Origin of the sequence: Larkinella knui, assembly GCF_003858645.1 — a bacterium.
Classification (GTDB): domain Bacteria; phylum Bacteroidota; class Bacteroidia; order Cytophagales; family Spirosomataceae; genus Larkinella; species Larkinella knui.
The window spans coordinates 521,636-546,593 of the sequence record NZ_RQJP01000003.1; the positions used below are offsets into that span (position 1 = coordinate 521,636).

Genomic DNA, 24,958 nt, shown 5'->3' on the forward strand with positions numbered 1-24,958 from the left:
GTTAGTAGTTGTGAAAAATTGTATAGCCATTGTACGCCACCAGCAATTCGATTTTGACTTCAAACGTGTGGCGATTTTTGCAGTCGTAGAGCAGCAGCGCCCCGGCCTGGTTCATGTTCCGGCGAATCGAATGCAAATCCTTTTTCTGGCCGCCGTCAGCGGATCCAGTGGGAACCGTGGCCTTCGTTGGGTTTTTCTTCACCTGGCCTTTGAAGCTGATCGATCCATCCAGCTTCCGAAACTTCAGGCTGAAGACGGTTCCGGCTTCCTGGATTTCGTGCAGTACGGTTTTGAGGGTAATTGTCTGGTTTGCCATCGGCTTTTCTAAGTCGATACAAGGATAAACCACCGAATTGATAGCGGATAGGACACTTTTTCCCCATTTTGTGGCCCCCGAAAACGGGTTTTGCAGTCACAAAAAAGGCGATCCGCCTGATACAAAATCAGTTAGATCGCCTTTGAGCCAAAAAATGGTGTTCTGTTTCCCGATGGCCCATACCGCCCTTTACCGCCGACCGCCGTGGCGGTATCAGAAAAACGGAATATAACTTCGTAAACTCACCCGGATCGGGCTGGTTCTGCAACAATCCCGTACGAATTCGCGGGATAAATTGGAAGGATTAACCCCGATACACGAACAACTGGTTTTGCTGTTTGGGGTGGCTGTTGGGCATCAGCTTTCGATACTTGCCCCAGATCAGGTAATCGAAAGCGTCGGTTCCATCGGTGGCATACTCCCGAATCTTGGCGCTTTGTTCGCTCGACTTGTCCTTCTTGAAGTCGCCTTCAACGGGTGCCATCTGGGTTGCAATGATCAGCGCCTTGTTGTGGTTCTGATTGAAGCGGATCTTCGGCGTTCGCTCGCTCGCTTCTTCAAGCAGGTAGTTGATCAGGATATACTTGTCCTTGTGGCTGGGGTACGTGAAGCGTAGATATTCGCGTCTGACCTTCCAACCCTTCTTAATGAGTACATCACAGAACTGATCGAAGAAGGGCTTGTTTTCTAATGAGGTGGCCGCTGATCGGGAGCGCCCACTAGGATCCCCCCATACAGCCACCTCTTTCCCAGGGTGCTTTTCGTACGTCTGATCGAAGGCTTCGGCCAGCTGGATCAAGAGGTTTTTATCGATGTTCAGAACGGGCTTCCGGAACAGGCTGTTTATTACTCTTAATTCAGCCCCTACTTCCTGGGCGATCACCATCCAGCAAATGGCCGCGTTAAAATCCAGGCTTACTTCCAGTAATTTCCCATCCCGATAATCGTTCGACAGGTGCAAATGCAATTTGGTTTTATCGTCGTATTCGTACCGAAAGCTTTCAAAATAGCAGTGTTTCAGGGTGGAAAAGGCGAAATAAAAGCCGTTCGGCAGACGGCCAAACCGGCGATTGAATACTTCCACATCCAGCGTAATCGGATCCAGGCTTTCTTCCAGGGTCTTCAAATAGTTCGGCGGAAGTACGTCCTGATTGTCTTCAAAAGTCGATTCCAGGAAAAGTGTTTCGGGTGGCGTCAGGTCTTTTTCAGAATCGCTCATCCGGCCGCGTTTCTCCAGATCGGCCTTCCACTGGTCTTCCGTTTCGTAGATCCACATCCCTTCCTGGCTCCAGGCCGCCGACGAAAAATCGTAGTACGCCAGGTGCAAATGGGATTTGGCAAAACCGGCGTAACGGTTGGCCCGTTTGGCCGGTAGCAAAACGGTTTTGATGAATTCGTGTTTCATCGTGGCCGATTCATCCACCAGGATCCCATCGCTGTTTATTCCCCGCTGGGATTCGGGTCGATCCTGGGAAACCAGTTGAATCGTAAAGCCATTAATGAAGCAAATACAATACTGCCAGCCGCGTTTTCCGGGACTGGAGTAGGGTTTGTACCAGTGATCAGGCGGAATCTGGCCGATCACGTAAACGCCCGCTGGATCTACCTTCGAATATTCCCGGTAGCCCATACGGGAAAGGGCGTTTTTCACTTCCGGTAAAACGATCAGATCCAGCTGGATATACGTCAAACCGGCCAGCACCACTTTGGCCCTGGGCAAGTGCTCGAACATCATTCCGGCCACGTTGCCCAGGGTTGTCGTTTTGCCCGATCCCCGGCCACCCTGGAAGGTCTTCCGGTTGGCCCTGGAGCGCAGGAACTTCAACTGTTTGGCGTTGGCGTAGATCTGGCGCGATGTGTCGGATTTATTCATCGTCGGCGCGTTTTTGCTGATTGATCAAAACGTTGATATTGTCCGTAAAGACGAATTTGGCCGCCCGTAAGAAATCATCCGGATTCAGTCCGATCTTATCATCTTCGTGTAGGCCTTCCAGTTTGTCCGCCCGTTCCCAGGCTCGGCTGGCCGCTTCGATATCGCCGTTCGCCCTGGCGATGTTCGACAAAAGGCGGTAATAGTTGGCGCTGGCCATTTTCTTCGCCTGTTTGTCGATGGTTTGAACGTGGCCGAAGATCAGGGCAGCTTCGGCGATGATGTACCGCGCCTGGCGTTCCTGAATCTGGTAATCCTTCATCAGCATGGCCAGCGCCATTTCGTACGTCCGGCCCAATGATAGAAAGCTCCAGGCCTTCCGGTACTTCTCCAGCATCAACTGATCATCCTTCGATAAGGCCGTATTTTCGTGGTAGTACGCCAGGAATTTATCCAGCTTGTGTTCATCAATTTTCAGGGATTTCTTCATCCGCTGAAGCGCCGTGGTTTTTGCCATTTCTCCAGAAAAATTTTCCGTTTTGGCAATGATAATCCCGGAAAAACCGGGTTGGTAGGACGTAAAAAAGCCCGATCCATTGAATCGGGCCTAATGTTCGATTGACGTTAATATTATTTTTTCTCCCCAAAGACCTAGAAAACACTTAATTTAAAGCATCCTGCTTATCTACTTCCCAGCCATCATACGTATCTACTGAACAATAATTGGCTAACTCATTAAACGCAAGATTTCTCCGATGAAGCTTATCAGGGGTTAGTACCTCTATTTTGCTTACCTTCAATTGCCAAAGGCCATCCTCCGTTTCATTGAGATAATCCAAGTGGTAAGAATGGTCTTTTAACTCTGCATAAACGTCTTGAAGTTCTCCGCTATTGGTATGTACAAAATAAAAACTCCATTTTAAAGGGCTTTTAGTATTAAACCCCTCCAATTCCATTTTTTGGAAGTACTCCTCTACTCGATGTAAATAAAATCCCATATTGGTCTGACTAAGACATTACGAACCCAAATTACACAAATTCACTTGTTTAACTTCATGTGTATAGAGCCGAAAGATAAAACCCACATTTCTCCAGAAAAATTTTCCGTTTTGGCAATGATAATCCCGGAAAAACCGGGTTGGTAGGACGTAAAAACCCGATATGGCAGATCTGGTTTTCGATTGGGTCTAAAAATAATATTCACTTCAAGAACTTTCGTGAGATATTTTAAATAAATTATGTGTAACTACCTAAAAGAAAAAGCTTTGAGAATGTCCCGTTACTTACTGAAATCCAACCTGATAAACTTACTTGGCTATGTAGGCACTTTAATATCAATGAATATTTCCCTTTCCATCGCCAAACTCAACAGTGCCTTTTTAACTCACTTAAATGAAGTCTTCTATTCGATTGCCGATCTTGTTTCGATAACATTCGTGGCCGTGATTTATACTTCTGTTTTTTGGCTTCCAGCTTTATTACTGCTTTGGGGGTTTGATAGTTTGTTGATGCTTGAGTTTGGTTTTAAAAGAAGATCAGCCCTGTTTATTGAGTGGGTAATTATCTGCATACCCCTGATTTTATTATTCATTGACGATTTCACGACCGATTCGTATGCTAGATGGATACCTTACCCATTTTTGATAGTGGGCTTTGCAATCTCTCAATTTTACAAAGGCAAATACCTTAAAAAGGTCAGCGACCTACCATAAATAAGACTCTCCTACGCCAGCGCCGACAACTGATTTTTAGCCAGATCCACGGCCGCCTGGCACTTTGCCACCTCTTTCCGGTAGTGGGCGATCCAGATTTCCGTTTTCGCTTTCTCCAGGCCTTTCTTCGCCCGCCACAGCTTCGGCTTAAGCTGATTCACCAGTAGCTTGTTCAGATCGTACCGATCGGCGGGCAAGTTGGCCAGGAAGGCCGATTTCATGGCATCTGAACCATGATCGGCCACAGGATCGGCCGATGGCTGGGGAAGTCTGCCGTTTAGGCGCAAATAGGCTATTTTCTCCGCCACGGCGTTCCGCTTCGCCTTCCATTCTTGGATTTCATTCACCAGATCCTTCAGATTCGTTTCATCCGGATAATCGCCCAGGCGATTCGACCGTAAACACATTTGTTTTAAGGCTTCGTGGCGCTCGATCGTCAGATCTTCGATCAACTGGGTAAATTCCGAAACGGCCATCGCAGGAATCACCACGGCGGCCACCGTGGCTACTGGCGTACGACCTTCCTGGGCTGGCACACTGGCCAGCATCGGATCGGGTTTATAATCCCGCAAGGCTTCGTAAATCCGTTTAGCTTCAGCCACTTCGTCGGCCGTGGCCCGATTGGCCTTCAGATACATTTTCTTCAGCTCGTAACTGGCCAGGGCTTTGTTTCGCTGGGCTTTTAGATCCTGTTCATTCATCATCGACATCGATTGAAATTCGTTCAGAAAGCGGGTAAATCTTCGGCAACAACGCCAGGAAGTCATTCACCGTTTTTTGCATATCCATCACTTCCAGCCATTCGATCGGGTGTTCATACTGATCATAGTTCAATTCGACAAACTGGCGAAACGATTCGGCGTACTGTTCGAGTGCCTGGTGAAGCTGGGCCGGATCGATTTCCAGGCGATCCAGTTCATCATTTAAGGCGGGAATAAAATTGATCTTCATAAGGCGAATCAATAGCAAAAGGCGGCCTGAATCCAGACCGCCTTTTGTTCATAAACTGGCTTATTTATTGCGCCGATCGGGCTGGGCTTCCTGAGTTTCTTTCACGGCCTTAACGACTCGCAAAACCGAATCCAGCTTCATTTCCATTAATTCCCGGCTGGCGGATTTTCGGATCCGGATCGTTCGTTCCATATCTTCAATCAATGATTCTTCATCGGGCGTTTCTTCAGCTTGATCCGCTTCCGGTTCCACAGCGGGCGAATCCACGCCGGGCGTGTTGGCTTTCGATCGCTCTTTTAGCTGATCCAGTTCGGCCTGGGCGTTCTCCCGAATGCGGGCCGCCCGCTGGGCTTCTAGTTCATCGATTTCTTCTTCAGCTGATTCCGGATCCAGGGTTTCAGATTCTTCCGGATCCGTGGCCGGTTCATTCGGCTTTGGCAAATTGTCCACCGGCTTTCCGGCTTCTTTTAGGGCTTTGTCGGCCGCTCGTTGTGCTTTGGTCAGTCCCATCAGCTGAAGGGTTTAAATCGTTGGAAATTTCTTGAAAGTACGGTAAGCCAGCGGCCATTAATGCTTCCGCTTGCTGGTCGGTTAGTCGATGGTCGATCCGTACCCGAACGCCATCCAACAAATGATCCACGCCCCCGCTGGGAACGTGGATCAGGGTATACTTCGTAAGCATCGAAGGGATCTATTCTTCGTCTTCAGCATCAGGCAATAAGACCAGCGCCGTTACTGCCGTTTCTTTCAGCGGCAGAATGCCCCACATGAAGCCATCCTGTTCGCCTTTCAGCGTGTAGCCCCGTTTATCTCCGCCTTTCTTACCCGACTTAAAACCGGGCTTAATGAAGATCGGGTTATCGGAAGATCCGCCCACGACGTGCTGGCCGTCGTTATGTTCCAGGATTACCACACAGCCCGCGTTCAGGTGTTTCCTTACTTCGGCGGCCAGTTCCTTGCTGAAGCCCGCCATCATCAGATCCAGCGAATGCTTATAGGATTGAAAGCCCGGATCCCCACCCGCGTCATCATCCAGCGAACACGTTCCGTCCGGGAATTCATATTGCGCCCATTTTTTGCCCGTCACCATTGTCGGGCCGGTTTGAATCTCACCGTCCACGATCAGGCTTTCCTTCGGCCAGATCCCCACGATATCTTTCCGAAGGGCAATCAACAACTTCCGGATCCCGCCAGGGTTGGGCTTCTGGTAACTGGTGGCGTCGATGTTGGCCAGGCTCACCAGGCCGACCGTTACCGCCGTGGGCGAAACCAGCACATCCTGGAGAAACGCCAGGCTATCGACCGACGAAACGGCCAGCGCCACCTGATCGGGAAACACCACAAAGGCCAGGGTGGCCAGGGCAAAAACGGCATACTTCAAAAACGACTTCATAGAAAAAAGAAATTAAAGGATGAATGAAAAAAGTGAATGGTACACTTGAAAAGGATCGGGAAGCCCATCCGAACCGAATGGCTTCCCGATGGTCTAAACGCCGTCGTTGGTCCAGATCCGGCTGGGCTGGGCAATGCCCGTACCCACCTGGGCATCCATCAACCACGCCAGATCCCGCGTCCGCTTTTGGTAATCTACTGCCAGCGAATCCGATCCATCCATATCATCATACAGATAGACCAGGTTGCCCTTCGGCGTGAACAACGGCCGGGCAAAACCCGACAGACCCGGTTCGACCACAAACCGGATATTCGTTCCCACGATCACATTCTTACTTTGCCCATCGTTGTACGGAAGCGTACCGTATAGGGCGCGGTAATTCAGTTCGTAGAACGTCTTCAGCTGGCGCGAGGTGACACAAACCAGATCGCCGTAAAGTTCAGCATCGGGTAAAGCCGCCACAATCTTCTCGAATTCCGCCACCGCATTACTGACCGTAATTACGGCCGTATCGATGATGTTTCCCGATGGAATCCCACCGCTCGTAATTTCGGCCAGAATCTGGGTACGAATCCCATCCATCACATCCAGTGGCGTCGTTCCGGCGGCATTATAAACCCCGTTGAACAGCGTTTTTACCCGAATATTTTCCCGGTATTTGGCCAGGATCCCCGCCGTAATGTATTCTTCCAGCGGCACTTCTTCGGGATTGATCCGCTTCGCTTTCACCTTGCCCAGCCACGATTTGTAAAGCGCCATAATCTTCGTGTGGCTGAAAAGCACATCGATTTTTACCTGGCGAACCTTTCCGATCCGGGCGTTCGGCTTGACCGCGTTAATGGTCGGATTAAACGTATCCTTCCCGCCTGGCTGGGCCACGTCGCCGATTTCCAGTTCCGACAAAACCACTTCGTCCGACGTCTGGATCGACGTCATGTAATCATCGATTGGCACAATGGCCGATCCTTCCACGCCCTGATCCACGCCTGGGATCATGGCACGACCATAAATGTTGTCGTAATTTTCGCGGGCGTAAGCTTCCAGCGATCCCGACAGGTTAGTAAGATTTAATGAATCTGCCACTAGTGTAAATGAAATTAAAGGATGAATGAAAGATTGAACGGGTAAAACGTTGAGAAACAGAATAGATAAAGCGATTTGATCAGACGTTTTTCACGCCTTTTCCGTACGCTTCGGAAGCCTTCTTATTCCACGGTTGTTCCGATACCGACGAACCCGTTTTATCGTGTTGCGTCGAAGTATCTTCTTTGCCGGGAATGTTGGCCCCGGCGTCCTGCATGGATTTGTGCCAGGCGGTCAGGGTGGCAAACTGGCCTTTGTTTTTATTCCACTCGGCGGCATCGGCTTTCATTTTTTTCAACTCGGCCGCATTGATGCCCACCTGGCCCGCTTTTAAGATGCCCGCCGACTTTGAATCCGTTTTGCCGGTAGTGGAGTCGGCCGCCGTGGATTCCGTTCCTTCCGATTCGGTTTCGTCTGATCCATCAGACTCCGTTTCGTCGGCCGCCGTGGATTCCGTATCGTCCGTTTCGGCCACGGGAACGGTTGTTTCTTTTTTTTCGTCTTCGGCCTGTTTACGGGCGAAGCTTTTCAACGTTTTGGTAGTCATTATATGAAAATTAAAGGATGAATGAATACAGTTTTAAGCCGCCAGCGCCAGCCGATCGGCTTCGGCGATGGCATCGCCCAGGAAGCCAATTTTATCGGCCATTTTCAGCGCCAGGGCGTCGCGGCCGATGTACATCTTTCCGGAAAAAACATCTTCCGAAATCCCCGGCCGCCCTGCTTTTACTTTGTCCACGAACGTTTCCCGAATCGCATCCAGGATTTGTTTCGTTTCGGCCAGTACGGTTTCGGATAGCGGTTCGATGGAGTTAAACAGGGCTTTATCCGTGGATCCGGTAGCCCTTACGATCGTGACTTTGTAGCCCTCTTTTTCGTAGGCTTTGGAAGCATCTACGTGCATCGCCAAAACGCCGATGGATCCCACTTCTGAACTGGTGGCCGATTCCATCACGATCAGCTTCGCCTGGCTGGCGATCCAGTAAGCCGCCGAAGCCGCCATTCCGGCCACAAAGGCCACGATGGGCTTCTGGCTCTGGCGGATCACTTCGCCCAAAAATTCGGTTCCGTCCACCTGGCCACCGGGCGAATTCAGTTCCAGCACAATCGCCGAAATGGAAGGATCATCGTTCGCTTCCAGGATCCAGCTGGCATAATCTTCGGATCCATACGTGCAGTAATCCCCGTACCGGCTCATCGTTCCCAGAATGGGCAGCACCACGATCCGGCCGGATTCGGCTTTCGGTTTGTAAAGCGATCCGTACGCCCACGATTCAGCCACTTTCGGCTGGGCGGGATACATCGAAACGAAGTAGGGTTCTTTCCGATTCCGATCGACACCTTCAGCCGTGGCCGCGAAGGGTGTATGGCCGCTTAAAACCCGATCCAGGGCGATCTTTCCCATCCGATCGTGGAAGGTTGGTTCCAGCGCCCACTTTGCATTTAAGTACGTTTCTAGCATTACCTGAAGTCGAATAAGTCTTACAAGGTTATTCGACGGTTTGGCGCTGGCATAGGACATAAAAAAGCCCGAACAACTAATCGTTCGGGCTTCTTCAACTCCAGTCGTCTTCCTTAATTCACCCACCACCCGCGGGCAAACCACCGACAGGCCAAATACATCAATCGGTTCCGAAGTTTACGTTTGGGTTCGGCCTGGTCCATCCGGATCCAGTATTCCAGATCGGCCAGCCGACGGGCTTCTTTTTCGCCCCATTGGGCCACACCCAGGCGGTTATCGTACCAATAATCGTGGAGCAAACTACCCCGATTGTGCCGCCCGATCGGCGGAAATAGCCCCCAGAATAAAGTGGGTACACTGGCAAAATCCGTCACAAAGCCTTCCGGAACAATGATTTCCCCGATCAGGGTATCGAACCGGATCGGTTGGGTAGTGATCCACCGATCCGGTTTTTCCGGGTCTTCTTCCAGGTAGCGAACGTAGATACCGTTTTCCATCTTAGAATTCGCCCAGGGCGTTTTTTTCGCGGATGATATTGGCCAGCATCAGGTAAACAACCACCAGGTACGGTTCGGATCCATCCAGTGGCAACCCCTGGGCCTGAAGGTGCGGAAGGGCCATCGACTGAAAAAACTGAATTTCCGGAATGGCGTTCGTGGCATCGAAGGCCACCAGCGCCCCGGATTGGGCGTCCCGAAACGAATCCCGCGTCGTTCGGGGAATTTCCAGCGGTTGCACCAGCGCCAGCCGCCCCCGGTTGGCCGATGGAGCAACCGCGTCATCCTGGCTGTACAATTGAAACAAATCTTTTCCAGAAGCATCATAGATACGCATCTCGAAAATGACAGTGATTTCAAGATCTTCATCAAACGTCAGGCGTTTCATTTTAACCCGGCGTTGCAGCCCTTCAGCCAGAATTGTACTTCCAGTAATGGGGATTTCAATCCCGGAAACGGCTCCTGATTCGTTGAATAGCAGCCCAAGCGTTTTAAGTAGGTTCGTATTCATTGTTGGATGTTAAGCAATCACGATATAATCAAGTAGGTAGGTGGTAGAAGCGGCTGGGGCAACATCCGTCGAAAACAGGGTAAAGGTCGAAGCCGTTTTCGCGTTGATATAAAACCGGCCAATCGCCATGCCGGTCTGATTGTTACGGGCGCTGATCACAATTCCCTTAGGAGCCGCAGCAAAGGCCGATGAAAAGGTAATGGTAGCAATCAGCTGGTTTGTTGGCGGACTGGTTCCTATGTTCACCGTAATCGTTCCCGCCATATCCGTCGAACCCGCCAAAATGGAAACCGTTCCGCCCGATCCCGCGCCCGTTCCAGCGGCCGCACTGGGTGATGTTCCGGAAGCAATAATTCGCTTGATGGTCTGATCGGCCGAAAAGGTATTCAGGCCCGTAAAGGCATTGTTTGCCGCCAGCAGCGTCGAAGGATCAAAGGATGATTCCCGAATGTCCAGCATCGTAAAATAGAACGTGGTGGAAGCCGCTGGCGCGTTGTAATTGATCAGGATGATCGGCCGGATGAAAGCGGTTCCTGGGCGGAACATCATGTTTGCCGGATCTTCCGTATTACCTGGATTAACGCCCTGAATGTAGGCATCGTAGAGCGTCCAGGCATTCGGCACCAGGGCATTAATTAAGGCCGATGAATACAAATACGTACCGCCTTCCATCACGTTCGCCACCTTCGTTCCAGCGGCCAGGGCCGGGCCAGCCCAGGGCGATCGGAGTGTAATCACGTTACCAGCAATTCCACCGGATAGCCAGGTTCCGCCGTTGCTCTGCCAGTATACCGGATAGTTTGAAGATAAATTCCGCGAATAACCGTAATCGGGAAACAATTGGCCCAGGGCATTCGTATAGGGATACCAGGCAAAACCCCGGTTTGCCGCCGTAGCTCCAGTATGCCATCCGGCCGCACTCGTTAACGTTAATGTCGTATCCCCTGGATTGAGCGCCACCGCCAGGGTGGTCTGGGCGGCTCCGCTTACTTTCGCAAAATGGGGTGGCGTAATTTCCAGCCCATCCGCATCGTAACAAATGATCCCGAAATACCCCCGCGCGTTGGCATCGTAATTGGCCCCGTTTGCGTCTCCCGTACGGGCCACCATCGAAATCCGATGCCGACGTAACAGGTTCACCGGAATCAAATCCGTGGTTCTGACAAAAGCCGCCAGACCCGTATATTTGAAAGCCCCCTTCCCGCCCGCTGGTACGCTTTGCGTCGGATCAAAGATTAATTTCGTCGGATCGCTGGGCGTCATATTGCTCAAATCCCCGAATTCGCTGTTTCCGTTGGCAACCAAATTCCCCGTAACTAACGGTTGACCGCCCGCCATCTGATACAGGTTCACTTTCTCCAGAACGCCATCGCCCCGCTGAACCACCAGCTTATCCAGGGCGCGATTGATCGGCGTCGTACGGGCCGGTAAGGCGCTGGAAGTCAGCGTTCCGGTATCGCCTTTGGCCCCCGTGTCGCCTTTTAAACCCTGAAGGCCACGCAATTCGACATAATTACCCGGCGTACCGTCCGCCCTGGTAAAGCGCAATTTGGTACCGTTCCAATCGTGTTCCGGCGTATAGTCCTGGGCGGCCAGCTGATCCACGAACGCCTTCAGGAAGTTCCGCATCGATTCGGCCGTATTAATTTTAGCGGGTGGCGCACTGATAATGCCCGCGTCGATCATTGCTTTAATGACAACTGTATTAAATCCCATTGTTATCAAATAGTTACGAGTTAAAATCGAACGAAAAAGATTCATCAAAATCCGCCAGCGGGTTGATCAAATCCGCATCTTCAATGCCTTCCAGGTAATAAGCCGGTTGTTGAACCCGGCCCGAAATAGTCAACGTGGTTTGGTTTCGGCCCGATCCGGCTCCCGTTCCCTGGCTGATCTCCAGCCGAAGCGGTTGTTCGGGCGTACCGACACACCGAAAAAATCCGTTCCGATCGGCGATAAAAGCAATCCACCGAACTTCCTGGTTCCGATGGATCCAGATCGATACGGCCGGGCGAATTTTGGGAAGCAGTAGCTGGATGGCCGGTTTGTAAAACGTGCCGTGGGAATCCGAATCGGCGTCTTCTTTAAAATCGGCATAGGCGGGAATGATTTCGATTTCCGTCAGGCTGGCACCGGCCCCAAAAATCAAGTGCTGATCCGACAGCGTATAATCCGGATAGCCCGCCAAACCCGGTAACGGAAACCGATCAGGCCGGATGATTTGCAGCTGATCCGCCTGGATCAATCGAAGCCGACGAATACCGCCCGCGTTCAGTTGGCCTTCCGCCGATTCCAGGCCATCGGCGGGCGTGTCATAGATCTGTAAGTACATGGAGCGAAGGACGCCCGAACCGATCTAAAAAAGTAGGACACGAAAAATGGGGTGAAAGGCGGATTTGTAGGCCCAAATTCGGCGGGAACCGAACATTTTGGCGGGCAATAGGCACAAAAAAAACCGCTGGACAAGTCAGCGGTTTTCCGGACATTTTTTCCCCAAAATAGGACACCTATTCGGCAAAACTGGCCACGTTTCTTTTTTCGTTGACGGACAGTTTCGTATAAACGGTATCGTTTTCGTGGGTGGATCGGGTAACAAGTTTGCGAACGGCATCGGCCGTATAGTGCTCTTCGCTGATCTGGTGGCGATCCGTAAAGCGGACAGCCGCCCCATTCATGGATGGGAAAATATCCATCCGACCTTTACACCAGCCGATGGCGTAAAACTCGAACAGCACTTCCAGCAATTTACCCAGCTGAAGCAATCGATCGTCCGTTACCAGGCAAGGCCGAAGCGGGAATTTCAGCTTCAGGTGAAGCCGATCCGGATTCAGAAAATCGACCACCGCCAGATCTTCCTGATCCACTTCCTGAAGCGGATAAAAGGAGAACACAGCGGCCACCAGTTCGCCCAGGCGGGAGTTCCGTCGAACGTCGATCGCTTCACTGCCCAATACGTGGGATGATTGGTAAAACTCCTTAACGTGCGGTTTAACCGGGATAATTAAGATCATAAAGGATGAATGGTGAAAATAAATGGATTTAGTATATTTGCTTGCACATCACCCATTTATCCCGTAGTTAAGCCCCTGTTCTCAGCAGGGGCTTTTTTTATTTACTCACTCAACAAAACCAGTTAGTGAGTCTGATAAATGTATGGCTATTTTCTCAAACCAGAATTAAGCCCAGGAAGAAAATTTGTGAGGAACGTAAAACCCTCCTATCCGCTACAATCCGCGTAGCATTTGTATTTTCCAAAGTCCGCCCGCTGGCGCGTATCCTGGCCAGCACCGCCTTCCAACCGCTGACATTCCGCAACAGCCGTAGGTGAAAGTTGGGAAATTTCTTTAACTTTTTAACTTCCTAAACGAGCCATTTAAATAACTCATTTTCAACCATTTACCGGTTAAAGAATCGTTACTAATTCTTTAACCGGTAGTGATAAATTCTTTAACCAGGCCATTTTCTCTAAAAATGAGTCCCCCATCCTATTTCTTAACTCTTTATTTTCTTTAACTTCTTAAACCGGGTTAAAGAAATAATAAAAAGTTTAACGGTTGATAGCCAGCTAATTATCGGTAAAATTCGGTTAGGTTTAAGAAGTTAAAGAATTTTGCAAAAATTCTTCTTGGAAGGTTGCAAGGAAACCCAAAGGCTAGGAAAGGAGCAAAAAACCGCAAAAATTGAAGTTTCATGGTTGACCTTCCCTTGTACAATTTAAAGATTTAAGCCATATAAAAATTTAGTGGAAAAAATTTGAAAACTACTTAGTAGATTTAGCAGCTTTTATTGTCCGATCTTTTAAAGTGAAATTTTCAACCATTCGAACAATCAAGACTAAAATTAAAGCCTATAAACGAATAATTATCTATGGTATTATATAGCTATGAGAGTAATGATCAACAATTAAATTTCGTTGATCAACAACGTATAATTGATGGAAAGAATATTTTCACTGTCATTGTTGGAAAAAACGGCACTGGGAAAAGCAGCCTTCTTAATAGAATTGTAAGAGAATTTTTAGGCACAAGTGAAAAACAAGTATATTTTGATACAGAATTAGGTTTAAAAACAAATCTTTGGAGAGGGAGAATAAGAAGTGATAATTTCCCAAATCATATAATAGCCGTTTCTACTAGCCCATTTGACAAATTCCCCATAAGTAGAAGGTTTAGTGAAGTTTCTCAGTATACATACTTAGGCTTACGGGACTTAATGAGTTCAAATTTTGGTCTCGCTTATATGAGTAAAATTTTTGCTTCATTGGTTCAAAGTGTATTAGATAAAGAATACCAGGCATTTGCAATAAGTAGGGTACTAGACTATTTGGGGTATAATGAGAATATCCATGCAAGTTTAAGTTTGTTTCAATCGAGGAGAATACTAGAAGAATTAGTAAAAAGTGAATCACCCTTAGACACTATTCTATCTAACAGGGTCGGTATTAATAGACCTTTTAATAGAAGATTTATCATTAGAGATGATGGTGAAATCGATTTCGAAAAACTTGAGCGATTAATATTTATAGCGAAAACAATTCATGAAAACGCATTAAAAAACGACTTCAATTTGACTATAAGTAGTGCAGGAATTGAATTAGATAGGGATTATAACTTACATAAAGAAGATATTTTATTTTTACTGTATTCGGGCATTTTAAAGCTAAAAGACATTGATCTTGAATCAAAAAATAATGGAAGAATATTTTCTATAAGAGATGCTAGTTCAGGCGAGCAAAGTGTAATATTAAGTATTCTTGGCATTGCAAGTAAAATTCAGGAGAATTCTTTAATTTGTATTGATGAACCTGAGATATGTCTACATCCAGAATGGCAAGAAAAATATATACAAATGCTTATTAATACTTTTTCCAGTTTTAACAATTGTCATTTTATTATTGCAACTCACTCGCCCCAAATAATTTCAAAATTAGAACCTGACAATTGTTTTATTTCATCAATTGAAACTGAGGAACTATTGCTTGCAGCTGATTACATAAAGCATTCGGTGGATTTCCAACTAGCTAATATTTTCAATTCTCCAGGTTATAAAAACGAATATTTAAGCAGAATTGCATTAAATATATTTACAAAAGTTAGTAGAAATAAAAAATTTGATACAGATGATAATCAAAAGTTCAAGTTACTCAAAAGGCAAGCTTCCAATATGGATATAAATGATCCTCTTATTGACCTTGTTAATACTATCATAGAAATGCATAATCTATATGCCTGAAATTGACGTACCTGTAGTGTACACTCCTGAAATTAATGCAATCATTGCTAATAAAAAATTGCAAGAAGGATTTTCCCATCTTTCATGGGCGGATGAGGATTTAGAGGCAATGAGAATATTCATCAGAAGATACTATTATCAAATTCAAAAAGGTATCTGTTCTTACTGTAGACAGAGAGTTTCTACTCAATCTGCATTGAATTGCCATGTTGAACATATTGTTCCAAAATCTAAACATTTAGACTTTATGTTTACACCGAAAAATCTATGCGTTATTTGCGCAGATTGTAACCAAATAAAACGTGAACAAGAAACTTTGGGACAAGAAATTGATACTGTAAATAATCCGAATCGAATAATACAATATCCACGAGTTTCAAATTCTTTTAAAATTGTCCATCCCCACTTTGATAATTATAATGAACATATAGTTGAAATTAATGGCTTTTACTTAGATCAAACTGATAAAGGACATTTTACAATTGGAGCCTGTAAGTTGAACCGAAAGCTCCGAGAATTTGGATGGGAATCAATTGAAATTAATGATGCAATGATTACTGAACTAATGAATAGATACTTAGATGAACCTGACCCCCTAAAAAGAGCGGCTATTTTGCAGTCATTGAAAAGACATTTAATTTTTTTATAAATTTGTTTTATTTACAATTCAATTTATATATAGAGATATGCATCATTTCAATTTATTTGTTCAATCACATAAGTGAAATAGCATAGCGAAAATCCGTTATCTTCCATCCAAGCTTCTGCCAGAAAAGCCGCTTCATCCATTGAAGCGGCTTTCAATTCAAATTCCCAGACCAAGGCAAAATGGGCGTGGGTAGCAATCTCGACCGAATATCCGTTCATTCCAATTTCGGTTCATCGGCTCCAGGAATCATTTCAATCATCGACCCCTTATCCACCAGCTGGAAGAATTCATCCAGGGCGTGATAGAATGGATTGGCATCACCTACTTCCAGAAGTTTTATTCCGATCGTTCGGAAGTCCCTTCCTACGCCTTTGAAGATCTTATCGACCACAGCAAACTTTCGTTTACCGTCTTTGCTTTTCCACCAACTCCACAGCATCACCGTACGTTTTGGGGCTTCTTCGGGCGTCAGAACTGCGGGCGCTGCCGTCGCTTCAGTTTCCGGATCCGTTTCCATCCTGGGCGTTTAGTTGGGCTTGCAAATAGTCTCCAGTTGCATCATCCACGATCAGGATCCGGCCAGCGATCAGTTCTTCCATCAGGTGTTCCGTGGCAATCAGTTCATCGATGGATTGACAGTTCACCAGCTTTTTCGTCAGCTTTAACAGGATGTTACGCATCAGAAAAATCGGATCGTGTTCATCCTTCGACAGTTCCGTAAACAGCTTTATCCGATGGGCTTCGGCGGCCTTCCGGATCGAAGGTTCCGATTCGGTTTCGGCCAGCATCACCAGGGCGACATTTTGCACCAGGTAGGTAACGACTTTGTTTTTTTGGCTTGCTTTCATCAGATCACCTTTTTAAAAATATGGTAGATCCCGTAAATAGACGCCAGCAGGAGCGCCAAAAGAATCAGCCCTGGCAGGATCGCCAGGATGGCTAGCGAAAGGCTGGCGACAACAATAGATTGAAGGATAATCATGGAGAGGTTAATTAAAGGATGAAAGGGTAGTGGAAAATTGTGGGATAATTTTCCACCGTTTTAAAAAAATAATAGGCGTTTAAACTAGATTCTGAAGCGATTCGATATTCAGGCGGGCATTCGGTAAGGCCCGATCCACTTCCCGAATCTGTTCCCAGAAATCAGCATCGCCGTGGGAATCGGGAATTTTATCGACGAAGTGATTCCATAAACCTTCCGCTTCTTTGAGGATGGCGATAATATCTTTCATTTGGGCTTTCTGAAGTACAGACATTATCGAAGGATTTAATGGTTAAGGGCGTTTTTCGCTTTGATCTTTGCCGATGGTTTATCACTTCCAGCGGATTGAATAATGATTTCCTGGCGATGGATCGGCGCATCAGTCAGCCAGACATTCACCGCCGACGTCCGCGGGTTATCCGCGCAATACCAACGATATTCATTTTTAAGCATCATCAGGAAGGCCGTCAGGGAAACGGGTTTCATATGGCCTTCGCCTTTGGCCCAGGCTTTGGCCGTGGCAATCAGGTGAGCTTCCAGGCCGTTCATCTTGGGAATCGGCAGAAGGATTTCTACAGAAAATAGGGGCATACTTTTCGATCAATTAAAGGAAGTGGTAAAACAGAAGATTATTCGGTGCCGGCGGCCGGCCGGTGGGCCATTTTGGGCCGGATCCGGCGCTGCAGCGAGCTGGCCAGGCCGTTTTTTGCGATACCCAACCAAAGAATGTTCTGTTTTTATGGGCTTCTGGCAAAATGGTTTTTCATGGTTTGATCAATTAAAGGATGAAAAAAGAGTACTGGTTAATGCTTTTTGATTTCGTTAATAGCCGCTTCAGGCGTCCGGATGTAGATGAATTCTTTCGTGGAATCATCGGCATCCTTCCGGATAATCAAGCCCTGTTTGTTCAGCAGTTCTTTCGGATTGTATTCGTAGCCATTGAACCCACACCAGGCTTTTAGCCCGCGCTTAAATTGCTGACTACTCATCTTGATTTTTGACGATCGAAACAGATCTTCCTGGGCGTCCAGCTTATTGATCAGCTGATCCAGGCGGCCGCCTTCGATGGATAGGTAGGCATCCGCCCAGGCTCGGAAGTGATCCCCCATCACGGCGATCAGATTCCGCTTCGATATGTTCTGTAGGGGCGCTTCGATTTTATCCTGGCAACCCAGATAAAACTTCAGGCATTGGGCCATAAAATTGTAGAACAGGTTCCATTCGGCTTCATCGAAATCATCAAACAGGTTCATTCCGAATTCATCGAATGGGCTTCGGCTCTCCCGATAATCGCCCGTATTTTCGTGGTAATAGTCCGAAAACGCCACGTAAAGTTTCCGCCGTCGGCTGGATGAATCCGTGTAGCGATCGCCGAAATTCGTATCGAACAACCACTTGGGGCTAACGGCGTACTCCAGTTCAAACGACCGCTTTTGTTTGGGGTTGATCGTCGTGGCCGACGTCAAGGGCGCAAAGAAGAAACCGAACGGAAGCCCCTCGTAAGCATCTTCAACGTGAACCAGATCCGTATCCTGATCGACGTTTTCCAGTAAGTGGCGATTCTCCACCAGGGCCGGATTCCGGCCGTCCAGTTGAACTTTCGACAGCAGTTTATAAACGCCTTTGGCCAGGATCCCTTTCCCCGCCCCGCCGTGGCTCTCGCTGTTCTCGCTGATCTTGGCATCCATCACAAACACCGCCCAGGGCTTCGCTGGGTTTTTGTAGCGATGGAGTAAATACCCGATGGCGTAGATCTTATTGATCAGGTGAAGCTTTTGTTCCTGGATTTCGTCTTCCGTCAACAATCCGCCATCGATGGCGAACTGGTTCGCTTTCCGGTATTCGATTTGCCGTTCCGGATTGCTCCAGTAAAGCATCGATTTTAAATCTTCCGGCGCAAAGCCGTGATCGCTGCAATACTCCAGCTGGGCCGCCTTATCCAGCAAACCCAGATCCAGCCGATCTTCCATTTCTTTCCGCCAGTGGGTACGGCTCGATTGGATCAGGAATTTCAAAAACATCGCTGAATCCTTCCCGATCTGAATATCATACTGGCCATCGGTTTTTGTAACCGTGAACATATCTTCCAGGATCTTCACCGGCCGATCGATCACTTTATGTTCCCAGATATGTTTGTCCAGGGTACCAGCCTTTTCTTCGACAATTCCGGAAGCGGTTATTTTCCAGGTGTTTTTTGCAAAGAATAAGTACTGGTAATCGTGGCCGTAGGTCTTAAAATCGCCATCAAAAAAGCCCAGGTTTGATATACTGGAATCCGATAGATACGGCGTTTTATACATCGCATTCCGCAAATCCACCGCAAAGCGCCGATCTTCCAGGAAGTTGTGGATGTAGTCTTTTACGGCCGATCCTTCAATTTTCGATACGATGTTATTTTGTTCCCGAACAAAGCAAAAACCGTCCTTTTCCTTTGGCGATCGGTAGCGGGCAAAACCGTTCAGCCGTAGGAAGTTGTAGGCGTGAACGTTGTTGAATTTATATTCCATCAACAACTTGCCGAACTTCATTCGCGGTTCACCATCCCGATCCAGCGCCACATCCTGATCCCAGAACTGATACGGAAGCGCCACTTTAACCAGTTCGGCGAACTCCAATTTTCGGTGGTATTTCAAATAATCCCGTACGTCCTTGCAGGGATTTCCGTTGGCATCCAGGCACTTTTTCAGGGATTCCGGAAGGCAAATCGTTCGGATATCCAGGTAGGTCATGGCCAGTTTGTGGGCTTCACGACGGCCGGTAATGTCGATATCCGGAAGGTTATAAATCTTGTCGGCCAGGCGGCAAAGTGTTTTATAATCCGATGGCGACAGAAGCGCCGTTTCGCTGTTTTGCCATATGACAGCATAGCCCAGGGCCGCCACATTCAGGGCGTCGGATCCGCCCGTACAAAGGATAATTTCATCCAGTTTTTCCTTCGCCTTTTTCTTCTTTTTGGCCGGTTTGCCATCCGCATCGCCGTCGTCGTCCACGCTGGCCAGATTGTCCGGATCCGAAGCCACCAGTTCGGCCACTTTCTTCTGGGCCTGGGCCAGTCCGTGGATGAAGTTTTCGGGTTTGTTGCCCGTTGACTGAAACCGGAATTTCTTTTCGGCCTTCGGTTTATAGAGCTTTTTCCATTCGCCTTCATCGATCAGGAACATCGGAAACAGATCCGTACTGATAAACTGATGAGTCTTCCCGCCTTTGGTTTGTGTGTAGGAAGCCAGGCTTTTATAATGGTAGTAGGAGCAAATTCGGAATCCTTCGGCGATTCGGGCTTCGTCATTGGTCCCCAGGGCGTTCCAGGCATTGATCGAAAACAAGGCCTTCAGATCGTGGATCGTGAACTCTTTGAAGACGAAATCCATCTGGCCTTCACCTTCGTCGGGCTTCGCGGGCCAGCTTTTATAATCCGGTTTGACTTCCGGAACGTCCGATCCTTCAAACTTATAGAAAGCGGCCACGGCCTTCAAGGCCGTCACAAAATCGGATCCGTCCAGGAATTGCGCCACCGCCACGGCGTTCATGGCCGGATCCGAACTTCCAAAATCCTTTACGATGTAGGTTCCGGTTTGACCATCTTTTTTAAGGCTGGCGCTGGCCGTTTTTTCATCTGTCCGAAGCTTGAACTTTCGGTTTTTATGGGAAACACTTTCTTCAGCATCTGGGAAACGGTAGGTGATATACGCAAGGCCGCCATCGATGGCCAGCAATTCGTTTATCTCGATTTTCTTCTTCATGGACAATAAGGATGAATGCGTTTGTAGCAAGCGGCAATGCCTGGCCAGCGGTATGCTGGCAAGATTAACGCTTCCTATTTTCCCCTACTTGGACGCCGAAGGCTGGGCGTCTAAAGGGTGCGGTTTGGAAGAAAGACGGAATCAGATAAAATCCCTGTACAGAAAGAAATGGGCGTCTAATCCATTCTCGTCAATGGATACGGTATTCATTTCCGCCCGAACGTCGGTTTTAAAAAGAGGAAGAAACTGGTCCGAGTGAACAAACCCGGATTGCTGTTTTACAGAAAAGGAGCTTTTGGATTCGTTGAATTCAACCGTCTGATTGACAAACAGCCCAGATAAAATGATTTCCTTGATTTCGGTAGTCAGTAGCGTATTCATGGCGTAGGGTGGGTTAATCGTTGCATCCGTAGCGGATCGTCAGCGTTTTGGTGATAGTGGATTCGATGGCAAACAAAGTTTGACGGAATTGCACCAGACCCGGAAGGTGTCGGGCCTGGTTAGCGGCTGACTCGACTAAAAGCCGGGCTTTCTCCAGATAAGGATCTGGTTGGCTCGGAAGCGTTTCGCTCTCGAACTGTTTGATAATTGTTTGTAGATTCATGGGTTATTAAAGGATGAATGGGTACTATCTCAGCCGGGTTAAATAATTCATTACCAGACTGTAATTACATAGACGGGGTGGCGGGGGATTTTGGCTTCGTTTATGATTCCATTACAATTTCCCTCTGACTCGCAGCCAAAAATTAACTCTCGCTTAGGTCAGCATCGGCACACTGTTGTTTTGATTGATAGCTCATTCCTGCCTTAAAAAATGCTTCCAGATCTAAGCTTGTTTCCTGATCATCAACATAAATGAGATCGTCGTCTTCTGGATGAACATCCTTCTTTTCCAGACTTTTCACAATCAGTTCCACAAGCTTCGTGAATTCCGGATCAGCGGATTTCATAAACCAGGCGTTTCGCCACCTGGTAGCATTTGTAAGAGTGTCTAAATGTGGTGCAAGGACGGTCAGTTCTTTTATTACATCTTGTTGGCCTATTCCTTCAGGCAGCTTCTTTTTTGCCGCATTCATGCGGTTTTTCCAATCTTGGGATGCAGTAACCTTTTGCATAAAGTTTAATTAAAGGATGAAAATCGGTATTGCGGACTGAGTCCTTTTACCGTACATTTACCACTATTAAGTACCACTTAGTTATGTGGTGTAGAATGGTAGTCGCAAATGTAGAATATATTTCTACAAACCAAAGACTACACGCTACATTTTACTTATTTTTTTAAATGGAGTCACTAGGAGACAGAATAAAGATGCGTCGTGAATTGCTAAAGATGTCCCAGGACACTTTAGCACAATTGATGAATAAAAAGCATCGCACGGCCGTTTCTGTCTGGGAAAAAGGGAAGTCAGAACCTTCACTGAGTGATATTAGAAAACTGGCTGAAATTCTGTCTACTACTACAATTTGGCTTATCGAGGGTATTGAAGAGAAACAAATAACTGTGATTGAACCACCGACAGGCTACGTAATGATGAAGGCGGAAGAAGTAATCGAGATGCAGCGCCAGTTACTTGAAAGTAAAGACCGTAAACTTGAAGAGAAAGACAGGGAGTTGGTTAAGAAAAGTGCGTGAGCGCTCTTGCGAGCTCTACTACTTATCCCCCTGATCGACAATTGATTGTACAAATTCTTTCTTGAACCGTAAAACGGGCCTGATTTTTTTGAAATGGAGAATTTGGGCCTTTTTTTCCTAATGGTTTCCGCTTTTTTTGTAACTAACTGGTTATCAGATATGTATTATTACCCTACGAGTGCACCAGAAACTTCTAAATTAGCCCCAAAAGCCCGTTTTTTACGGGCTTTTCTCGTTTTCTCCCCTAATTCGCTGACCAGCAATCCGTTCAAAAGTGTTACATTTTTGGGTACACTCCTATTGAAAAAGGGGTACACTCCAGATCATGACATTTTTTTATTTGAACATTCAAGCATTGGTTTGAAGATGCTAGTATTGCACCTTTTTTAACCAACCATATAAAAGGCCTGATTTGCATACGCAAGCTATTCGCAATTAAGGGCCGAAAAATCAACTTTCACAAGCGTATTAAGTAATCTCTTGCCTAAAAGGACTTTATGATTCTATTCAAACCGAAGCGATGAAGTCATTTTTCCTTTTAATCACCATTCTGTATGGTGGTATTGTTAATACACTGGGGCAATGTACAGTTACCAAAGACGTATATGGTCAGGTAATTACGACTTGTCAAATGAATTCTTTTCTGTCGGAAAACGCCCCGCTCAACAAACAGCTTACCTTTTTAGGAAGCGAATTTGCCAGCTTCCCAGTCTGGCAGGAAGGCCAAATTCGATTAGATCAATCGGGACAAGACCTGGCTTGCCTGCTTGCCTACAATGTAGTGAGTCACGAAGTTCTGTGCCGCTTTAAAGACGATTTAGTGGGAAAGGCTGTCACTCCCTATTCCTTCGTACTCAATGGGATTGAGTACGTTCGTCAGATAAAGAGTGTGATGGGTATCAATTACACGCTGTATACGACGGCACTTAGTCGTGGCCAAACGAAGCTATTAAAAAGTTGGAAGGGCCGTTTTGTTAAAACGCCGATTCGCAATGCGTATGATAAAGACCGCCCTTTTGCCGGTTATTATCAAATAGATCAACGGTATTACATTCAAAAAGGGGATGCCGTTCCACAGCCTATCAACTTGACGAAAAGCTCCATTTTGTCAGTTCTTGAAGATCAAAAAGAAATCATTGATTCCAAACTACCGCAGCGGCAGCTTACCGTCGAACAAGTAATCGGGGTGGTTGGCATGTACGACTCTCTGACGGTGTTTGCACAGCTTAGCTCAAGCTCCTTATCCACAGATGCGGTGTTTAAAGAGTTGCTTCGATCTCAAATTAAGTACCCCGTTCAGGCCTGGAATGCGCAAGTATACGCACGGGTGTACGTTGGCTTTGAGATTACGAGAGAGGGACAACTGACTAATATCCAGTTATTAAGTCCGGAAAATGTAGGGTTTGGATTTAAACAGGAGATTGAAAAAGCTTTAAGTAAGTTGGCTAAAACCAAACAGGAGTACGCGGGTCGGTACGCTTTACCGGTGAGCTTTACGTATACTAATGCATTAGATAAGCAAAGGAAATTTGTACCGGTGAATACGTTGTCGACTGACCTTTTGGTTGGACGGATCGTTTTAAATGAGTTTGTGGTAAATCAAATAATGGGGAAAGACGTGGCAAAAAATCGAGAGGTTTGGGGATATTATAAATAATATGGGTATAAGTAGGCATTAAAATTACGTCAGTCACAATTTTCTAGTTGACACAATTTTACTCTTTTCAGAATGGGTCACTATACATTTAATGTCCAGAAAACCTCCGAATAAAAAGCCCGATGGTATTCCCACCGGGCCAATAAAATAGAGCCGCTGAAGTTTCAAAAACTTATTGACAAGTAATTGTGTAATCCGTGACGACATACCTTGTCGGTAGATATTTTGTACCATCCGTTGTATACGAATTTGAAATTTCAATTCGGCGTTTTACCTGTCCATTCTGATCAAATACATACCGGTATTCTTGCTCACTGCGATAAGAAGCACCGATAGGGCCCTGATAACTGATGATTTTGGTGGGCAAATTTTTGCTGGTTCGGGCATAAAACGAGTAAATTACCGGGACATTCGGCTTAGAAAGATCGTATTCATAAAGGGTAGTAAAAGTAAACCCATTTTGAGGGCGCGTACTGATAGATTTTATGATATTTCCTCCTTCGATCGTATACTCATCAACACCGTCTTCGAACCACTCCTTTCCCGTAGAATAAGCTACTTTCGTCCTGATCACAAACCCATCGGCGTCATAGGTATTAGCGGATAGGTCCCAACTACCGAATTCATTTAGTTTAAACGTCGATTTCTCTTTTGTTCCGTCGGGTAAGGTTATTGTCTGGATGACCTGATTCGTAGCGTATTCGAAGGTATCCGTTCTCCCTTTTACTAAAGCCTCTGGAACTGGCACAAACACAACGCGGGATACTCTTCCCTGATTGTCATACTCATATTGTCGGTGATCTGTAATTCCTATAGGGACCTTGATTCCATCAATATCAAGTGTTTCCGTAGGGCTTTTTGGTGGGCCCCCTAAGATAGAAGCATTTTGATAAACCTCTTCAATAATATGGCAACTTGTGACCGGGATCAAGTGATCTTGAACCGAACAGGAGCCCAAAAAAAACAGTAAAGTAGCGGGAACAGCAAAACGGATAAAGAAAAATTTCATGTTGTAGCAATTTTTTGTTTTTAGATAAATGAGAGTTTTACATAAGAACCTAAAAGATTCCCCATGGTTGGAAATAGATTATGATTACCAGAAAATTTTACAAACATGTAATAGTGGTTGGTAAACCGATATGTTGAGCATATATCTGGCACTATAGCAAAAGGTGAATGACAAATTGAAAATTGTTTACTTTTTGAATTAATTATGTGAATCAGACCTTGAGTAGGTAATTTTCTGATCCTGAATTTTTATGAATATCGG

General features: G+C 46.7%; 32 protein-coding genes. 5 read left to right on the forward strand and 27 right to left on the reverse strand.

The window, feature by feature from the left end:
• Position 1 precedes the first annotated feature (1 nt).
• The 4 genes from EHT87_RS16225 to EHT87_RS16240 form a co-directional block, all read right to left on the reverse strand.
• Positions 2-316: a hypothetical protein gene (locus EHT87_RS16225; RefSeq protein ID WP_124907702.1), complete on the reverse strand. Its 315-nt coding sequence runs from the start codon at positions 314-316 to the stop codon at positions 2-4.
• Between the two features lie 304 nt (positions 317-620).
• Positions 621-2,189, reverse strand: a complete 1,569-nt coding sequence (locus tag EHT87_RS16230) for a hypothetical protein (protein WP_124907703.1) — start codon at positions 2,187-2,189, stop codon at positions 621-623.
• A complete protein-coding gene (locus tag EHT87_RS16235) occupies positions 2,182-2,703 on the reverse strand; it encodes a hypothetical protein (RefSeq protein WP_124907704.1) in 522 nt (173 codons plus the stop codon). The genes EHT87_RS16230 and EHT87_RS16235 overlap by 8 nt, the downstream gene beginning before the upstream one ends.
• Positions 2,704-2,848: 145 nt before the next feature.
• Positions 2,849-3,184: a ribonuclease E inhibitor RraB gene (locus tag EHT87_RS16240; RefSeq protein ID WP_124907705.1), complete on the reverse strand. Its 336-nt coding sequence runs from the start codon at positions 3,182-3,184 to the stop codon at positions 2,849-2,851.
• Between the two features lie 240 nt (positions 3,185-3,424).
• Between EHT87_RS16240 and EHT87_RS16245 the strand changes: the two genes are divergently transcribed.
• Positions 3,425-3,898, forward strand: a complete 474-nt coding sequence (locus tag EHT87_RS16245) for a hypothetical protein (protein ID WP_124907706.1) — start codon at positions 3,425-3,427, stop codon at positions 3,896-3,898.
• An 11-nt stretch (positions 3,899-3,909) separates the two neighbouring features.
• Here EHT87_RS16245 and EHT87_RS16250 read toward each other — a convergent pair whose 3' ends face one another.
• The 12 genes from EHT87_RS16250 to EHT87_RS16305 all read right to left on the reverse strand — a co-directional run bounded on the left by EHT87_RS16250 (position 3,910) and on the right by EHT87_RS16305 (position 12,806).
• On the reverse strand, positions 3,910-4,602 hold the full coding sequence (locus EHT87_RS16250) for a hypothetical protein (protein ID WP_124907707.1): 693 nt from the start codon (positions 4,600-4,602) through the stop codon (positions 3,910-3,912).
• Positions 4,592-4,849 carry a hypothetical protein gene (locus EHT87_RS16255; RefSeq protein WP_124907708.1) on the reverse strand — a complete coding sequence of 86 codons (258 nt, stop codon included), beginning with the start codon at positions 4,847-4,849 and terminating at the stop codon, positions 4,592-4,594. The genes EHT87_RS16250 and EHT87_RS16255 overlap by 11 nt, the downstream gene beginning before the upstream one ends.
• A 60-nt stretch (positions 4,850-4,909) precedes the next feature.
• Positions 4,910-5,359 carry a hypothetical protein gene (locus tag EHT87_RS16260; protein WP_124907709.1) on the reverse strand — a complete coding sequence of 150 codons (450 nt, stop codon included), beginning with the start codon at positions 5,357-5,359 and terminating at the stop codon, positions 4,910-4,912.
• 181 nt (positions 5,360-5,540) lie between these two features.
• On the reverse strand, positions 5,541-6,242 hold the full coding sequence (locus tag EHT87_RS16265; RefSeq protein ID WP_124907710.1) for a hypothetical protein: 702 nt from the start codon (positions 6,240-6,242) through the stop codon (positions 5,541-5,543).
• Positions 6,243-6,335: 93 nt separating this feature from the next.
• Positions 6,336-7,325 (reverse strand): hypothetical protein, encoded by a 990-nt coding sequence (locus EHT87_RS16270; protein ID WP_124907711.1) that lies wholly within the window; start codon positions 7,323-7,325, stop codon positions 6,336-6,338.
• A 79-nt stretch (positions 7,326-7,404) separates the two neighbouring features.
• Positions 7,405-7,872, reverse strand: coding sequence for a hypothetical protein (locus EHT87_RS16275; RefSeq protein ID WP_124907712.1), 468 nt, complete (start codon positions 7,870-7,872; stop codon positions 7,405-7,407).
• Positions 7,873-7,905: 33 nt separating this feature from the next.
• On the reverse strand, positions 7,906-8,787 hold the full coding sequence (locus EHT87_RS16280; protein ID WP_221622028.1) for a S49 family peptidase: 882 nt from the start codon (positions 8,785-8,787) through the stop codon (positions 7,906-7,908).
• A gap of 113 nt (positions 8,788-8,900) precedes the next feature.
• A complete protein-coding gene (locus EHT87_RS16285; protein WP_124907714.1) occupies positions 8,901-9,284 on the reverse strand; it encodes a DUF1353 domain-containing protein in 384 nt (127 codons plus the stop codon).
• 1 nt (position 9,285) lies between these two features.
• Positions 9,286-9,795: a hypothetical protein gene (locus EHT87_RS16290; RefSeq protein ID WP_124907715.1), complete on the reverse strand. Its 510-nt coding sequence runs from the start codon at positions 9,793-9,795 to the stop codon at positions 9,286-9,288.
• Between the two features lie 9 nt (positions 9,796-9,804).
• A complete protein-coding gene (locus tag EHT87_RS16295) occupies positions 9,805-11,511 on the reverse strand; it encodes a hypothetical protein (protein ID WP_124907716.1) in 1,707 nt (568 codons plus the stop codon).
• A gap of 13 nt (positions 11,512-11,524) precedes the next feature.
• The gene (locus EHT87_RS16300; protein ID WP_124907717.1) at positions 11,525-12,127 is read right to left on the reverse strand and encodes a hypothetical protein; all 603 of its coding nucleotides are present in this window, start codon (positions 12,125-12,127) and stop codon (positions 11,525-11,527) included.
• Positions 12,128-12,302: 175 nt separating this feature from the next.
• Positions 12,303-12,806 carry a hypothetical protein gene (locus EHT87_RS16305; RefSeq protein WP_124907718.1) on the reverse strand — a complete coding sequence of 168 codons (504 nt, stop codon included), beginning with the start codon at positions 12,804-12,806 and terminating at the stop codon, positions 12,303-12,305.
• A gap of 856 nt (positions 12,807-13,662) precedes the next feature.
• Here EHT87_RS16305 and EHT87_RS16310 point away from each other — a divergent pair.
• Together EHT87_RS16310 and EHT87_RS16315 are read left to right on the forward strand one after the other, a co-directional pair.
• Positions 13,663-15,027 (forward strand): AAA family ATPase, encoded by a 1,365-nt coding sequence (locus tag EHT87_RS16310; RefSeq protein WP_124907719.1) that lies wholly within the window; start codon positions 13,663-13,665, stop codon positions 15,025-15,027.
• Positions 15,020-15,676 (forward strand): HNH endonuclease, encoded by a 657-nt coding sequence (locus EHT87_RS16315; RefSeq protein ID WP_124907720.1) that lies wholly within the window; start codon positions 15,020-15,022, stop codon positions 15,674-15,676. Before EHT87_RS16310 ends, EHT87_RS16315 begins: the two co-directional genes overlap by 8 nt.
• A gap of 47 nt (positions 15,677-15,723) precedes the next feature.
• On the opposite strand, the gene EHT87_RS31330 is transcribed toward EHT87_RS16315, so the two are convergent.
• From EHT87_RS31330 to EHT87_RS16355, 10 genes are all read right to left on the reverse strand, one after another.
• Positions 15,724-15,894, reverse strand: coding sequence for a hypothetical protein (locus EHT87_RS31330; protein WP_185716247.1), 171 nt, complete (start codon positions 15,892-15,894; stop codon positions 15,724-15,726).
• A complete protein-coding gene (locus EHT87_RS16320) occupies positions 15,891-16,193 on the reverse strand; it encodes a hypothetical protein (protein WP_124907721.1) in 303 nt (100 codons plus the stop codon). The genes EHT87_RS31330 and EHT87_RS16320 overlap by 4 nt, the downstream gene beginning before the upstream one ends.
• On the reverse strand, positions 16,171-16,524 hold the full coding sequence (locus EHT87_RS16325) for a hypothetical protein (protein ID WP_124907722.1): 354 nt from the start codon (positions 16,522-16,524) through the stop codon (positions 16,171-16,173). The genes EHT87_RS16320 and EHT87_RS16325 overlap by 23 nt, the downstream gene beginning before the upstream one ends.
• Positions 16,524-16,658: a hypothetical protein gene (locus tag EHT87_RS31755; RefSeq protein ID WP_262707753.1), complete on the reverse strand. Its 135-nt coding sequence runs from the start codon at positions 16,656-16,658 to the stop codon at positions 16,524-16,526. The genes EHT87_RS16325 and EHT87_RS31755 overlap by 1 nt, the downstream gene beginning before the upstream one ends.
• 79 nt (positions 16,659-16,737) lie before the next feature.
• Positions 16,738-16,932, reverse strand: coding sequence for a hypothetical protein (locus EHT87_RS16330; RefSeq protein WP_124907723.1), 195 nt, complete (start codon positions 16,930-16,932; stop codon positions 16,738-16,740).
• An 11-nt stretch (positions 16,933-16,943) separates the two neighbouring features.
• The gene (locus EHT87_RS16335; RefSeq protein WP_124907724.1) at positions 16,944-17,249 is read right to left on the reverse strand and encodes a hypothetical protein; all 306 of its coding nucleotides are present in this window, start codon (positions 17,247-17,249) and stop codon (positions 16,944-16,946) included.
• Between the two features lie 212 nt (positions 17,250-17,461).
• Positions 17,462-20,398, reverse strand: a complete 2,937-nt coding sequence (locus tag EHT87_RS16340; RefSeq protein ID WP_124907725.1) for a hypothetical protein — start codon at positions 20,396-20,398, stop codon at positions 17,462-17,464.
• A 141-nt stretch (positions 20,399-20,539) separates the two neighbouring features.
• Positions 20,540-20,779, reverse strand: a complete 240-nt coding sequence (locus EHT87_RS16345) for a hypothetical protein (protein WP_124907726.1) — start codon at positions 20,777-20,779, stop codon at positions 20,540-20,542.
• A 13-nt stretch (positions 20,780-20,792) separates the two neighbouring features.
• Complete coding sequence (locus EHT87_RS16350) at positions 20,793-21,002, reverse strand: hypothetical protein (protein WP_124907727.1); 210 nt, start codon at positions 21,000-21,002, stop codon at positions 20,793-20,795.
• A 142-nt stretch (positions 21,003-21,144) separates the two neighbouring features.
• A complete protein-coding gene (locus EHT87_RS16355) occupies positions 21,145-21,513 on the reverse strand; it encodes a hypothetical protein (protein ID WP_124907728.1) in 369 nt (122 codons plus the stop codon).
• 194 nt (positions 21,514-21,707) lie between these two features.
• Here EHT87_RS16355 and EHT87_RS16360 point away from each other — a divergent pair, with 194 nt between their 5' ends.
• Both EHT87_RS16360 and EHT87_RS16365 read left to right on the forward strand, forming a co-directional pair.
• On the forward strand, positions 21,708-22,031 hold the full coding sequence (locus EHT87_RS16360) for a helix-turn-helix domain-containing protein (RefSeq protein ID WP_185716248.1): 324 nt from the start codon (positions 21,708-21,710) through the stop codon (positions 22,029-22,031).
• Positions 22,032-22,551: 520 nt separating this feature from the next.
• Complete coding sequence (locus EHT87_RS16365) at positions 22,552-23,688, forward strand: hypothetical protein (protein WP_124907730.1); 1,137 nt, start codon at positions 22,552-22,554, stop codon at positions 23,686-23,688.
• A gap of 172 nt (positions 23,689-23,860) precedes the next feature.
• Here the strand turns inward: EHT87_RS16365 and EHT87_RS16370 are convergent, their stop codons facing one another.
• Positions 23,861-24,697, reverse strand: a complete 837-nt coding sequence (locus EHT87_RS16370; RefSeq protein WP_124907731.1) for a hypothetical protein — start codon at positions 24,695-24,697, stop codon at positions 23,861-23,863.
• Between the last annotated feature and the right edge of the window lie 261 nt (positions 24,698-24,958).